General features: G+C 53.0%; 12 protein-coding genes. 2 read left to right on the top strand and 10 right to left on the bottom strand.

What is annotated here, in order from left to right; genetic code table 11:
• Positions 1–84 precede the first annotated feature (84 nt).
• The 7 genes from TX77_RS03780 to TX77_RS03750 all read right to left on the bottom strand — a co-directional run bounded on the left by TX77_RS03780 (position 85) and on the right by TX77_RS03750 (position 7,010).
• A complete protein-coding gene (locus TX77_RS03780; RefSeq protein WP_044503507.1) occupies positions 85–1,404 on the bottom strand; it encodes an SPFH domain-containing protein in 1,320 nt (439 codons plus the stop codon).
• 28 nt (positions 1,405–1,432) lie between these two features.
• The gene (locus tag TX77_RS03775; protein ID WP_230198024.1) at positions 1,433–2,119 is read right to left on the bottom strand and encodes a TVP38/TMEM64 family protein; all 687 of its coding nucleotides are present in this window, start codon (positions 2,117–2,119) and stop codon (positions 1,433–1,435) included.
• Between the two features lie 145 nt (positions 2,120–2,264).
• The gene (locus TX77_RS03770) at positions 2,265–2,732 is read right to left on the bottom strand and encodes a macro domain-containing protein (RefSeq protein WP_044503506.1); all 468 of its coding nucleotides are present in this window, start codon (positions 2,730–2,732) and stop codon (positions 2,265–2,267) included.
• Between the two features lie 141 nt (positions 2,733–2,873).
• Positions 2,874–4,184, bottom strand: a complete 1,311-nt coding sequence (locus TX77_RS03765; protein WP_044503505.1) for a C1 family peptidase — start codon at positions 4,182–4,184, stop codon at positions 2,874–2,876.
• Between the two features lie 8 nt (positions 4,185–4,192).
• A complete protein-coding gene (pepT, locus tag TX77_RS03760) occupies positions 4,193–5,437 on the bottom strand; it encodes a peptidase T (protein ID WP_044503504.1) in 1,245 nt (414 codons plus the stop codon).
• 124 nt (positions 5,438–5,561) lie between these two features.
• Positions 5,562–6,245, bottom strand: a complete 684-nt coding sequence (locus TX77_RS03755) for a DUF2249 domain-containing protein (RefSeq protein WP_044503503.1) — start codon at positions 6,243–6,245, stop codon at positions 5,562–5,564.
• A gap of 174 nt (positions 6,246–6,419) precedes the next feature.
• Entirely contained in the window at positions 6,420–7,010 is a 591-nt protein-coding gene (locus TX77_RS03750) for a TetR/AcrR family transcriptional regulator (RefSeq protein ID WP_044503502.1), read from the bottom strand.
• Positions 7,011–7,137: 127 nt separating this feature from the next.
• On the opposite strand from TX77_RS03750, the gene TX77_RS03745 reads away from it, so the two are divergent.
• Positions 7,138–8,106, top strand: a complete 969-nt coding sequence (locus TX77_RS03745) for an epoxyqueuosine reductase (protein WP_049917284.1) — start codon at positions 7,138–7,140, stop codon at positions 8,104–8,106.
• Positions 8,107–8,110: 4 nt separating this feature from the next.
• Here the strand turns inward: TX77_RS03745 and TX77_RS03740 are convergent, their stop codons facing one another.
• On the bottom strand, positions 8,111–8,707 hold the full coding sequence (locus TX77_RS03740) for a class I SAM-dependent methyltransferase (protein ID WP_044503501.1): 597 nt from the start codon (positions 8,705–8,707) through the stop codon (positions 8,111–8,113).
• 137 nt (positions 8,708–8,844) lie between these two features.
• Here TX77_RS03740 and TX77_RS03735 point away from each other — a divergent pair, with 137 nt between their 5' ends.
• Positions 8,845–10,188: an esterase-like activity of phytase family protein gene (locus TX77_RS03735; RefSeq protein WP_049917283.1), complete on the top strand. Its 1,344-nt coding sequence runs from the start codon at positions 8,845–8,847 to the stop codon at positions 10,186–10,188.
• Positions 10,189–10,379: 191 nt separating this feature from the next.
• Here the strand turns inward: TX77_RS03735 and TX77_RS03730 are convergent, their stop codons facing one another.
• Together TX77_RS03730 and TX77_RS03725 are read right to left on the bottom strand one after the other, a co-directional pair.
• The gene (locus TX77_RS03730; protein ID WP_044503500.1) at positions 10,380–11,669 is read right to left on the bottom strand and encodes an S-layer homology domain-containing protein; all 1,290 of its coding nucleotides are present in this window, start codon (positions 11,667–11,669) and stop codon (positions 10,380–10,382) included.
• A gap of 449 nt (positions 11,670–12,118) precedes the next feature.
• Positions 12,119–13,459 (bottom strand): S-layer homology domain-containing protein, encoded by a 1,341-nt coding sequence (locus TX77_RS03725; protein ID WP_044503499.1) that lies wholly within the window; start codon positions 13,457–13,459, stop codon positions 12,119–12,121.
• Between the last annotated feature and the right edge of the window lie 140 nt (positions 13,460–13,599).

Here is a 13,599-nt window from a genome sequence, read left to right as displayed (position 1 = left end):
GTCTGCGCCTCGGGCTTAAATTGAATCGGCGCCCCACAGTGAGGGCATTTATAACTGACTGACGTATCGGCCATGGGAATCACCTCAATCTTCAGGTTTCTTCGTACCGCAGTTCATGCAGAATTTCCCCGTATTCCCTTGTTGGCCGCAGGACGGGCAGGTCCAGTCCGGTGATTCCACCGGTTTAGGCTTGCCGCAGTTGGTGCAGAATTTCCCTTCGTTGCCGCTGTGACCGCAGGACGGGCAGGTCCAGGAAGCAGCAGGTTCCGGTTTCGGCTTCCCGCAGTTCATGCAGAATTTCCCCGTATTCCCTTGCTGACCGCAGGAGCAGGTCCAGCCCGTCTCCGCTGTCGGAGTCGCTGCCGGTGCTTGAGCCTGTTGGCGGGCCGCCAATTCCTGAGCCAATCCGGCACCGGCCTGACCGGCCATATTCATGCCCATATAGCCCATAGCCGCGCCCATGGCACCTTCGTTTCCGGCAGCCGTCCGCATAGAGTCCGCCGTAGCGTCGACCAAGGTCCCCAGTCCGATATCGGGGCGGCCCATGGTCATGCCCATCTGAGCCTTCTGGATCTTTTCTTCATCTTCTTCATTGGCCTTGACACTGTTCATTCCCATGGAGACGATTTCAATGCCCCGCAAATCGCGCCACTTCGGCGATAAGACGTCGTTCAGGGCCTGCGTCAGTTCTTCCGTATGGCCCGGAATCTGCGAGTAGTCGATGCGCAGGGCCGACAATTTAGCAAAGGCCGGTTGGAGTGCCGTAAGCAGTTCCGATTTCAGCTGGCTGTCGAGACGGCTGCGGTCATAAAAATCCGCTTCATTGCCGGCAACATTCGTATAGAACAAGATGGGGTTCACCATGCGGTAGCTGTACTCGCCAAAACAGCGCAGGCGCACGAGGAGCGCGAGGCCCGTCGTATCGTCATAGGTCTTAAAAGGCACTTCACTGGGCGTACCGTACTTATTGCCGATAATTTCCTTTAAGTTGAAATAGTATACCCGTTGGTCCTTTCCGGCGTCGCCGCCAAAGGTAAAGCGTTCTTTCATCTGCGACAGGACCTGGTGCAGCATTTCGCCTAAATCCCCGGCGTAGTCCCCGGAAAAGATAGACGGTTCCGTCGACGTATCGTAGGTATATTCCCCTGATTCGGCACAGACTTCGACGACCTTCCCCGATTCGACGATCATCATGCACTGGCCGTCATTGACGGCAATGCGCGAGCCGTTGGAAATGATGTTGTCTTCGCCTGACGTGTTGCTGCTGCGGCCGAACCGGCTGATTCGCTTTTGGCCCTTAGCCATCAAAATCGTTTCGTTCAGGCTGTCACAGTAAAAGAACTCTTTCCACTGGTCGCCCAAGACACCGCCTGCGGCGCCGATAGCTGCCTTAATTAAGCCCATAAGAAATACCTCCTACATATATGTGATATTATTTTAAACTACTTTTATGCTTCAGCCAGCGGCGGCTGCCGAAGAGCAGGACCGCCAAAAGACAGACCATCAGACAGACGGCTATCAGGCTGTGGGGGTTAAAATGGATGAGGTCGTAGCCCAGCCAGACTTCCATACAGACGGCGAGGATTTTCCCGGCCATGGTCGCTGTACCGTGTTCGGCAAAACCGATGCGGCCCAGGGCTGCAAAGGCCGTGACGACAAAGTTGGGAGAATAGGGAATGGCCCGAAAGAAGAAGACCAGCTTACAGTCGATTTTCCCGTTGAGCTGCGACAACCATCGGCTCTTATCGACTAAGGCCTGGGCCTTATGCCGAAAGACGTAGCGCATGATGATGAAAGCCAATACGTTGCCGATGACCTGCCCGGCCCAGGAGATGAGAATCCCCGGCACGAGGCCGAAGAGGATGCCGTTGACGGTGACGAACTGGACCGACGGCAAACCGGTCATATTGGTCAGCACGATGAGCAGGATCATGATAAAGACGGCTACGCTGCCAAAGGACGAGATATAATCGGTCAGTCCCGGAATATCATGCTGCAGCGTCAGCTGCCACAGGGTGCTGTAAAAAGACGGCATAAGCCAATGAATGGCCAGACAGATGCCGACCAGCAGTACCAAGGTCAAAGGCTTCATCAAATTGGCAATCATCGTTCGATTCATAACAGGTTCCACTTCCCATAATCATAGATTCACGCTTAATTTCATTTTATAGCAAAGAAGCTAAAGGCACAAGGCAAAAACAGCATTTTCCCGTAAGAGCAGCCGGTTCCCATCGCCCTCGGTGCCAAGAGTCCCCGGAACTTTTTCAAGGATAGAGGACGAGGCGAACGTCCATGTCATGGTGTCTTAAAAAGTCACGTACAGCCTTTCGAGCAACGTCTAAGGCTTCTTCCTTGGGATAACCGAAGATACCTGCTGAAATAAGGGGAAAAGCGATAGACTTACAATTCGCTTCCGCGGCCAAGCCTAAAGCCGTCTCATAACAGCTGTACAAGAGTTCCCTTTCGCCTTGCCCTCCTCCCTGCCAAACGGGACCGACCGTATGGATGATGTATCGGGCCTTCAGGCCATAACTCTCGGTAAGGACCGACTGCCCTGTCGGACAAGGAGCCTTGGCCAGACATTCTTTTTGAAGTTCATCAGCCCGCGTCCCGACGGCGCGGAAAATAGCCCCGCAGACGCCGCTTCCGGCCAGCAATTGAGAATTGGCCGCATTGACGATAGCGTCGGTGTCCATGGTAACGATATCGCCGTGAACGATTGAAAAAGCCATAGAAATCACTCCTTTTAAAAAGTATCTCCGTAGGGAATATTGAACTAAACAAAGAGGACTGCCGCTCGAGCGGCAGTCCTCTCTCATTCATGCTCCGGCCGTCGAACTGGCAAAGCTATGTTTACTATCCAACGGTACGGACTAACAATCTTCGTCCCAGGCGTTGATGACGACCGGTTCCGTTTCCAGCATGGCCGTCTGATCCGGGCTGAAGTGGCGGCGGTCGATGACGGCTTCATAGACGTATTCTTTAAAATACTTGGCCGAGCAGACGAAATAGCCCTGATCGCCGACGTCTTTGCCCCAGGAATTTTCGATTTTCCAGCGGTCGGCTTTGCCGTCGCCATCGAAGTGGACGCCCGTGAGCAGCATGGCGTGCGTCGCCGAACTGCTGCCGTACTGCAGGCGTTCTCCCTTAGGCATGTCTGTCGAAAAACCGCCTAATAAGGCTTCATACTGAACGCTGTCCGGATCCCAGACCCCGTCTTTTCGAGCCCCGAAGGCACCGGCATCGCAGGCAAACCACACGGCCTGGCCAGCTTTCAGCTGTGTGATGCACAAATCTTCCAGCTCTTCTTGGGACAGGTGGAGGGCTTCCATATCGGAGCCGGCCATATTTTCAATCCCATGGAAGCGGATGAGGCGATGAAGGGGCTTATCCGGCGTCGGTTCGTGGATGACCGGTACGTAATCGCGAAGGGAGATGCCGACGTACTTTTGGTAAAACTCCTGCGGCGTCAGATTCCGTTCTTCGTGATAGACCTTGTCCTTGTCGCGATAGGCGAAGTCAAAGGTCTGAACGGGCTCGCCAAAGGCGATGCATTCGGCCTTATAAATTTCAGCCAACATTTCCTGTTTACGTCCATAAGGATCTTTTCCGGCCAGGACCAATTCCCGCAGCTCCATGGCGTCTTTTCGCAGTAGGCGGTTCATCACGGTCACGAAGCGGTCGGTGTGGTCCGACTGGTACGATTCAGGCTGGACCTGTTTAGGAACGACGCCGTATTTTTCGATGAGGTCTACGGCTTCCGTCCAGTAGCCGCCGTCGGTCATGCCGCGCAGGACATACTGCATAGCCTGTCCCTTGATCGGTTCATGGGCATTTTCAATGACCATTTCCAAGAAGTTGTTTGCTTTTTCTAATTTGTCATAAAAAGAGAGGTAGTTCTGTGACAGTTCAAAGCTGTCGAGACGGCAGGTTTCAGCCACCTTTTCCCGGAGGATATTGAGGGCCGCAAAGAGCCAGCAGCGCCCCGATTTCTGTTGGGCCGTAATCCCTCGGGTCACGACTTCGACGGAAAAGGCGCCTTTTAATTTCGCCCCCGCTGCGGGAACGTAGGAAAGTTCCGCCATATCGGTCTTAGCCAGGGCCGAATGGAGGACCTGAGCTTCTTTATCGGATGCATAGGCCTTGTGAAAGCCCTGTAACAAGTCTTGCGTAATTTCTTTCATGGTACCTCCTATTTCTGTAACGTATAAGCCCGTTTGGCGATTTCAATGACCGTTTCGCAGGCTTTGACCAAAGACTCAATGGGCAGGTATTCGAAACGGCCGTGGAAGTTGGCACCGCCCGTAAAGAGATTGGGGCACGGCAGGCCGCGGAAGGAGAGCTGAGCCCCGTCGGTACCGCCGCGGATGGGAGCGACTTCCGGCGTAACGCCGACGGCTTCCATGGCCGTCTTAGCCAGGTCGACGACGTCCATATGACCGTCTTCGATTTTTTCCAGCATGTTATAGTAGACGTCCCGTTCGTCGAGGTCCACCGTCCCTTGGCCGTATTTATCGGTAAAGAGAGCAGCCATCTGCCGCAGGAAGGCCTTTCGCTGTTCAAAAAGTTTCCGGTCGTGGTCGCGGATGAGGATGTGCATCGTGCACGTTTCGACGTCGCCGTTCAGTTTATAGACGTGGAAGAAGCCTTCATGGCCTTCGGTGTATTCCGGTTTTTCCCCGGCCGGCAGGAGCTGCTGCCATTCAGCGGCCATGGTCAGGGCGTTTTTCATCTTGCCCTTGGCATCGCCGGTATGGACGCTGCGGCCGTGGAAGGTAATGGTCCAATTAGCAGCGTTGAAGTTTTCATATTCAAGACCGCCCAATTCGCCGCCGTCGACGGTGTAGGCAAAGTGAGCGCCGAATTTTTCGACATCGAACAAGGCAGCACTGCGGCCCGTTTCTTCGTCCGGCGTAAAGCCGATGCGAATCTTGCCGTGCTTCACGTCCGGATGTTGGATCAAATATTCGACGGCGCTGACGATGGCCGTGACGCCGGCCTTGTCATCGGCACCGAGGAGGGTCGTGCCGTCGGTGAACAAGATGTCCTGACCCTTATATTTGAGGATTTCCGGGAAGGATTCCGTCGAAAAGACGATGTTCTTTTCTTCATTCAAGACGATATCCTTGCCGTCGTAATTATCTTTGCGGACGACCTTGATGTCCTTCCCCGAGGCATCGGGGCTGGTATCGACGTGAGAAATGAAGCCGACGACGGGGCCGTCGACGCCGTTAGCAGGCAAGGTGGCCATGACGTAGCCGTGTTCATCGATGGAAACGTCGGAAAGGCCGAGGCCTTTCAATTCTTCGGCTAAGGCTTTGGAAAAGACGAGCTGGCCCGGCGTACTCGGGCAAACGGCGTCATTTTCTTCGTCCGACTGGGTATCAAAAGAGACGTATTTCAAAAAACGATTGATCAATGCATCGCGATGGAGCATGGTAACACTTCCTTTTCTGTACTACAATATTACGCCTCTATTATAACAAAAAAGAAGGATCGCTGCATTAAGGCCCCTTCAAGCCCTTCTGTGCAATCCTTCTTTCAACATCCTATGCCATCGCTTATAATACTTTGACTTGCTGATTCTTTTCGCCGAACTGTTCCATCAAGAGGTGCTTAATGGATTCCCGATCGGTCCCCTTTTCTTCTTCCTGCTTGATTAATTTATAGGCTCCGAATAAGGGCGACGGGCCGATTTCAGAACTGAAGAAGCCGATGCCCTGATTCCAGGCAATGAGTTCGAATACGTCGTCTAAAGCCCTAGAATCGATGCCGTGGATATAGGCTTTGACCAGTTCCCGCACAGCCTGGCGATGGCGGCCGGCACCGACGGCATTGGCCAGGGACAACATGAGCCGTATTTCATAGGGTAGGTAATGGCGTTCGTCGTTCCACGTTTCATCCCAGAATTCGACGGCAATGCGGCCCAAATTCTTATCGATGATGGGGAAATTCAAGAGGGCTGCCGGACCGAAGGGCTTCTTCCCCGATGCCGCCTTGGCTTCACGGCGATAGAACCAGATGTGGTATTCATGAGGCTGTACTTCTTCGACATAGTATTCAAATCCCCGGTCGGTCATGGCTTCATAGAGCGGGTACGGTTCAAAACTCTGGATGAGGTGCAGTCCGCTGCCGGCTTCAACCTGGTCGGCCTGTTTGAAGAGGCCCTGGGAAAAGTTGCCCTTCGCCTGACGCAGATCGATGACCTTAAACTGTTCTTTTTTATCTTTCCATTCGTTATACATAGGAATACCTCCTGACGCAATCTCTTATCTTCATAAGCTCTCGCTTGATGATCTTATCCTACCAGATTATGTACAGGAGGTATGTTGCTTTTCTAACGCTTTTTGATTTTTATTTTCAGAAATAAAATTTCTGTCGGAGCGAGCTGACCCGAGCGGATGAAAACAGACTTACCCTCAATCTTCCTCCGATTCCACCAGATCTGATTGGCTCTTTGCCCTTGACAAGTCGTCCCTCATCCATGTCAGCCAGCGAATATCCTTGCTCAGTCGGTACTGCAGGAGGTAGCCTTCGTAAGAGGTCAATAGCAACCGCGACATCCCTTCCGCCTTCCCTTCCGGCACCCCCGACTGACGAAGGACGGTTTGAAACAAGACCCGTATCTTTTCCAGTCCCTGTAAGAAGGCTGCTGCCAAATCCGGTTCGCTAAAGGCGATTTCCATGCCCAGCACCGAAAAGGGACACCCATAAAAACGGCCTTCTTCGGCCTCCTGTATCATAGTCGCTGCGACGCCTCGTATAAAAGGTTCCCAAGCTCCTTCCCGGTCGGCGATCTCTTCCATCATCCCCAAGACCCGTTTTTCATAAAATTCCGCAGCTGCAAAACCGACGTCTTTTTTACGCTTGAAATAAAAATAGAATGAGCCCTTGGTCACCCCGGCGGCCGTCAAAATATCCTGGACACCGGTTGCCACATAGCCCTTTTCCCAAAACAAGCCGGCAGCCCGGCAGATAATCTTTTCTTTCGTTTCTTCACCTTTAGTCATAACGCGTCCCTCCTCCGCTACTATACAAAAAATAGAGCAGGAATGCAATACAGGTATTGACAAAATAGACTAATCGGTCTATAAATAGACCAAGTGGTTTATTTTTTTTATCAGAAAGGAGTCTCCTATGACTACCTCCCCGTCTCTGCTTGCTGAAAAAATCTATCAACAGGCCCTGCTTTCCGGCTACGACGACTGCGGCATCATCGCCATCGACGAGATGGATGAATACCTGGAACGCTTCCAAGAGCGACTGGAAAAGGAACCGACGAGCCGCCCCTTTTATGAACGCATAGGGCCCGGAATGAAAACGAAACAGCGCTTCCCCTGGGCTAAATCGGTCATCATTTGTACGTGGTGGCTCGGCCGATACCGCCTGCCCGAGTCCCTTGAAGGGAAATACGCTCGGGCCTTCTTTCTCGCCCCGCAAGTATCCCTCGACGATGAAGGACTCCGGAAGAAAGACGCCTTTACCGACTGGCTGACGGCAGAAGGCATCCGCTGGGAAGGCGGCGAAAAAAGCTCCCACCTTCAAATCGGCGGCCTTCGTCATGCCGCCATGAAGGCCGGCTTGGGCATTATCCGGAAAAACAACTTTCTCTATACCGAGAAGGGCTCCTTCGTCATGCTCGAAGGCTTCGTCATCGATGCGTCCTGTGAACTCCACCAACATCACGACCTGAAGCCCTGCGCCCCTCAATGCCGCCTCTGTCAGGACCATTGCCCGACTCGGGCTCTTTCAGCCCCCTTTACCATGAATCCTTTGAAGTGCGTCTCTTTTTGGAATACCTTCGGCAAAAGCCAACTGCCGCCTGCGCTGCCTGAAAAAGCCATGGGGTCTTGGGTCGTCGGCTGTGATGCCTGTCAAAATGCCTGCCCTTACAACCGCATTCCCGCTGCCAAACCGGAAAAGGAGACTCCGGAAAAAGTAAATCTCGCCCTGCCCTGGCTGGACCCGGAAAGGCTGAAAACGGCGCCGGATTCCGTCTTACAAGATCAGATCCTGCCGCTATGCGACGACCATATCCAAGCCGATGAACTCGATACCCTGCGGTGCAGTGCGGCCCGTTATCTCCGGAATCAGCAAAATCGCTAAGGTCTTACAGCTCCTCTCGCACGCGATATACGAGGATTTTTTCTTTCGCATCGCCGCCAAAGAGGTCGCTGCAGTCGATTGGGTCTTCTGCCACGAGGCGCAGGTGGTGGCTGAGAAAATCTTCCACGTCTTCATAAGGATAGTAAAAGAAGATTCGCAGCCGCCGCGGCCGACGCTGCAAAGAATCGAAGATCTTCCCCAGGACCCTTTTCAGGGTGTGCAGGGCAAAGGGGTTGAAGAAGAAACAGCAGTCGGCTTCATCTGGCAGGTCATACACCGCTGCATCGGCCAGGATAAAGGACACCTTATTTCGAGCTGCCGGACTCTTGGCGTTGACCAGGGCTTTCTGCCACAACCGTTCGTCGTATTCGATGCCGATAGAGCGGCATCCGGTCTGATAGGTCATGAAGATACTGACCCTTCCTTTGCCGCTGCCATAGTCGATAAGGGTATCCTTCTTGCGGATAGAGCCGCTGTTGGCCAATTTTTCAAGGACACCGTAGTCCGTCGGCTCATAGGGATGATGCTCGCCGTCAGCGTGACTGTCGTCCCGGCCGGCCGTCTTGATTTGTAAAAGTTGTTCCCATTCTTGTTCCGTCATGTCCCTGTCTCCTTTTCAATGCCTTTGCTACCATTATACACCATCCTCGTTTTTACACAGCCCTTACCCGTTCATCACAAAACATTGATGACGTCTTGATACAATGGGTTGAAATATGCAGGAGGTGCATGATCACTATGAAAAAACAATGGAAACGCTGGCTCGCTTTAGGGCTGACCCTTACCGCCATGGGAAGCATGGCCCTGAGTGCCAAGGACGTCGAACCGACGGCCTACATCGTCCATGCTGATGCCTATCAGCTCCCGTATAAGGGAAATGAAAAAGCCTTTAACCATCACATCAATCCCGGCTACGGCTCGGCCCTGGCCCTGAAATCGGTCAAAGCCGACGGCACGATGGAATTCTACGCCATCACCGACCGCGGCCCTAACGGCGACATCCCGATGTACGTCAAAGACGGCAAAAAGATGTCCGGGAAATTCTTCCCGACGCCGAACTTCACGCCCAGCATCGGCGTCATCAAGGTCAATCCGGCTAAAGACCGGGCCGATATCATTTCTTCCATCCCCTTGAAAGTAAACGGCAAGCCCATTAGCGGCAAACCGATTCCGTCGGGCCTGACCGGTTCGACCAATGAAGTCGCCCTAGACTTCAAGATGAATGACCTCGGTACCGACAGAAACGGTCTCGATACGGAAGGCCTGGCCCTCGATAAGGACGGCAATTTCTGGATCAGTGACGAATATGGACCCTTCATCGCTAAAGTCGATAAAAAAGGCAATATCCTTGAAAAATACGGCCCCGGCATGGGCCTGCCCAAGATTTTAGCCGACCGCGTCCCCAACCGCGGCAGTGAAGGCCTGACGGTCGATGAAAAGGGCCACGTCTTCGCCCTCATCCAAAGCCCCTTAAACGTCGATGGCAAAACGGCCAAGACGGCCAAATATACGCGCATCGTCGAATTCGATCCGATTACAAAAGAAACGACCATGTATGCCTATCCCGTCGACACGGGCTATAAGAACACCGGCGCTGCCAAAATCGGCGATATCACGTCCATCGGCAAGGGCCAGTTCCTCATGATCGAACAGGGCAAACAGCACGGCGAAATGCAGAACCTGATCTACAAAGTAGACCTCAACGGCGCGACCCCCATTGCCGATAACGGCGATCTCGAATACGGCCGCCTGGACGGCAAGATCGTACCGGCTAAGAAAGAACTGGTCCTCGACCTGCGTGCAAATGGCTGGAACATCGAAAAAGCCGAAGGCCTGGCCCTCTTGCCGGACCGCCAGACCCTCGCCGTCGTCAACGACAATGACTTCGGCATGGACATCGATGTCAAAGATTCGGCCGTCGCCGATCCGGAAGTTTCGGACTACACCTACGACAGCGACAAAAAAGCCATGATCTACAATAAAGACAATAAAGTCCATAAGATCAAGATCAGCCTCAAGAAGAACGCTCCGACGGAACAGGAAAGCCAGATTTGGTTCTTTACCCTGCCGAAAGCCTTATAAGAAAGAATCAGCCGCCTCCAAACGGGTGAGATGAAAAACGCAGCCACGTCATGTAGCTGCGTTTTTTTATGTCCCCCTCCCCCAAGAGCGATATCCGCTGCCGGCGTCTTCCACGAAAAACAAGGCCCTGACAGCGCAAAAAAGACCGCCCATTTCTGAGTGGTCTTTATAAGATTCACGGTGGAGAAGGATTAGAATACGAAGACGAACTGGGCTCGCGTCAGTTCTTCCGGATCTTTGCCGTCGCCGTCTTTCACTTTCGAAGCGAAGGACTGCCCGACCTGGAACTGAGCGTTTTTCGCGAAGGTATAGTCGATGCCGGCCCCCCAGGATTCGAGGTTATCCAATTTGCCGATCCGTCTCCAAGAGCTGGTGGCACCAAAAGCCCCCACCGCATAGGCCCCGTCCTGAGCATTGATGTATTCAACCCAAACATCCCAAGTCTTGGGCCTAGCCATGACGGCCTTGCCGTAAGTCAAGCGGCCGATCCAAACGCCGGCCGAATCTTCGTTGCCCCGTGCCGTAGAGATAGCCTTGTCATAGCTGACCCGTTCGTAGTTCGCGAGGAGCTTCCAGTCCCGGCCGAAGAGGAAGCTTGCATAAGCACCCCAGAGATCATCGAGGTTGGTGTCCTGGAAGGAATTGTAGTACGTACCGACAGCCGTGCCGTTGCCGAAGGAACCTTCGATGAGACCGTACCCCGTCTTGGCGCCTTCCACCGTGCCGGACCCTGCCAGGCGTCCCTTCTTCAATTTACCGTAGCCGGCCGCAGCTTTGAAGCGGTCGCCCTTGTACGCCAATTCCGCGCGGTCGAAGATATCGCCGTAGTTATAGCCATAGGAGTTGTTGCCGCCGATGACATATCGATCCGTACGGCCGACGCTGAGGTTCCAAGCCTTGCCGCCAAAATTATAGTCTACCTTAGCGATATCGGTCGTGATATCGTTTTCATCTTCAGCTGCGCCATTATCCGCGAAGGAGTGGTACGTGCTGCTGATACCGTACGTAACCTTCGTACGGTCGTTAACCCTGGCGTTAGCGCGGAGGCGAATACGATAATCCCAAGATTTATCGTTTTCTTTGTTGTTTTTCTGATACCGATACCGAAAACGAGCGTCACCAGTCAGTTTCACGCTGCCGACGCGGTTTTCGAGAGCGCTGACACGGACGCCGAGGCTGTTGAGTTCGTCAGCAAATTCATCAGCCAATTTGTTGATGAGGGCGCGCTGTTCGACAGAAGCTTTGTCCATGTGAGCCATGGCTTTGGCGACCATTTCAGCGGCTTCGTAACGGGTGATGTTACGCTGGCCCTGGAAGTGTTCCCCGTCAACGCCCTGGATGATGCCGGCGTCAGCCAATTCAACGACGGATTGATAAGCCCAGCTGTCGGACGGTACGTCGACAAACGGGTTCGCTGCAAAAGCACAGGCTGCGCCAACGGCCATGGCCGCGGCAAGAGCTGCGAATACTTTGGCTTTCATAAATAGTAACCTCCCTTTCGATGTAAAATGAAATTTCTGTAAGCCTTCCCCCGTCACGGGCGCGTGTCAACACATATGCTTCAAGGGTCCCTTGGCGAGTTATCCCGGTTGCCTCTCTGTTACGGCCTTGAATCACACCGTTGTCTGCCCTACGGGTCACGTGCTGCCTGCCTTGGCACAACACTCTTTGTAATGAGTATACATTTTGTATTCTAACCTGTCAAAGTATCTTGTAAAAAATCCCTTTATTTCTAAATATCGGCTTCAATACGCCATTTTAATTTGTGAATTTACTAACTTTTTTTTGCACGTTACATCCAAGTACAGGCTCATCCATCTTGGTTGATTCATTTTATGCGATATTCGTCAAGGCTTTCACAGGCGTTGTCCGCACAAAAAAAGACCACCCATTTCTGAGTGGTCTTGGTAAGTTCCTTGATGAGGAAGGATTAGAATGCGAATACGAACTGAGCACGCGTCTGTTCTTCCGGATCGCTGCCGTCGCCGTCTTTAACTTTCGAAGCGAAGGACTGCATGACCTGGAACTGAGCGTTTTTCGCGAAGGTGTAGTCGATGCCGGCACCCCAGGATTCGAGGTTATCCAGTTTGCCCCATCTCCAGGAGTTGGTGGAACCGCCGATGTATGCACCGTCTTCAGCGTTGAGGTATTCAACCCAAGCGTCCCATGTCTTCGGCGTAGCCATGACAGCTTTGCCGTAGGTCAGGCGGCCGATCCAAACGGCAGCGGAATCTTCGTCGCTGCGAACTTTAGAGGTGGAGATATTGCTGTTGTAGTTGACGCGTTCGTAGTTACCGAGGAGGTTCCAGTCTTTGCCGAAGTTGAAGCTTGCATAAGCACCCCAGAGGTAATCGAGTTCCGTACCTCTTACAATCGCATTGTATTCATCGTTGTCGAAGGTGTTGTAGTAACCGCCGATAGCCGTGCCGTTGCCGAAGCGGCCTTCGATGACGCCGTAAGCCGTCTTGGTGCCGTCAAGACCTTCCGGCAAGACTGTTCTCAACGGATCAGCTGCAAGACCTGCAACACCGCCAGCCTTAAATTTACCGTAGCCGGCCGTAGCCATGAAGCTGTCGCCGCTGTACTTCAATTCAGCGCGGTCGAAGATATCGCCGTAGTTGTAGCCATAACCTTTAGAACCGCCGATAACGTATTTGTCCGTACGGCCTACGCTGAGAGTCCAGTCGCCGCCGCCGAAGTTGTAGTCGACTTTAGCGATATCCGATAAGATGTCGTTTTCATCTTCAGCTTTGCCATTGTCAGAGAAGGCATGGTTGCCGGTGCTGATGCCATAGGTAACCTTCGTGTTTTTGTTGACCATAGCATTAGCGCGGAGGCGAACACGATAATCCCAAGAAGCGTCGTTTTCTTTGCTGTCTTTCTGGTAACGATAGCGAACACGAGCGTCACCGGTCAGTTTAACGTTGCCGACGCGGTTTTCGAGAGCGCTTACGCGAACGCCGAGGTTGTTGAGTTCGTCAGCGAATTCATCAGCCAATTTGTTGATGAGGGCACGCTGTTCGACAGAAGCTTTGTCCATGTGAGCCATAGCTTTGGCGACCATTTCAGCGGCTTCGTAACGAGTGATGTTGCGCTGGCCCTGGAAATGTTCACCGTCAACACCCTGGATGATGCCGGCGTCAGCCAATTCTACGACGGATTTGTAAGCCCAGCTGTCGGACGGTACGTCGACAAACGGGTTCGCTGCGAAAGCACAAGTTGCGCCAACGGCCATGGTTGCTACGAGAGCTGCTAATACTTTGGATTTCATGAGTATAACCCCTTTTCGATAAGATGAAGTTTCTGTAAGCCTTACACCGTTACAGGCGAGTGTCGAAACGTATTCTTCAAGGGTTCATTGGCGAGTTGTCCTAGTTTCCTCTCTTTTACTGCCTTGAATCACACTGTTTG

Origin of the sequence: Megasphaera massiliensis, assembly GCF_000455225.1 — a bacterium.
In the GTDB taxonomy this organism is placed as follows: domain Bacteria; phylum Bacillota; class Negativicutes; order Veillonellales; family Megasphaeraceae; genus Megasphaera; species Megasphaera massiliensis.
This window is presented reverse-complemented; position numbering and strand designations above follow the sequence as displayed.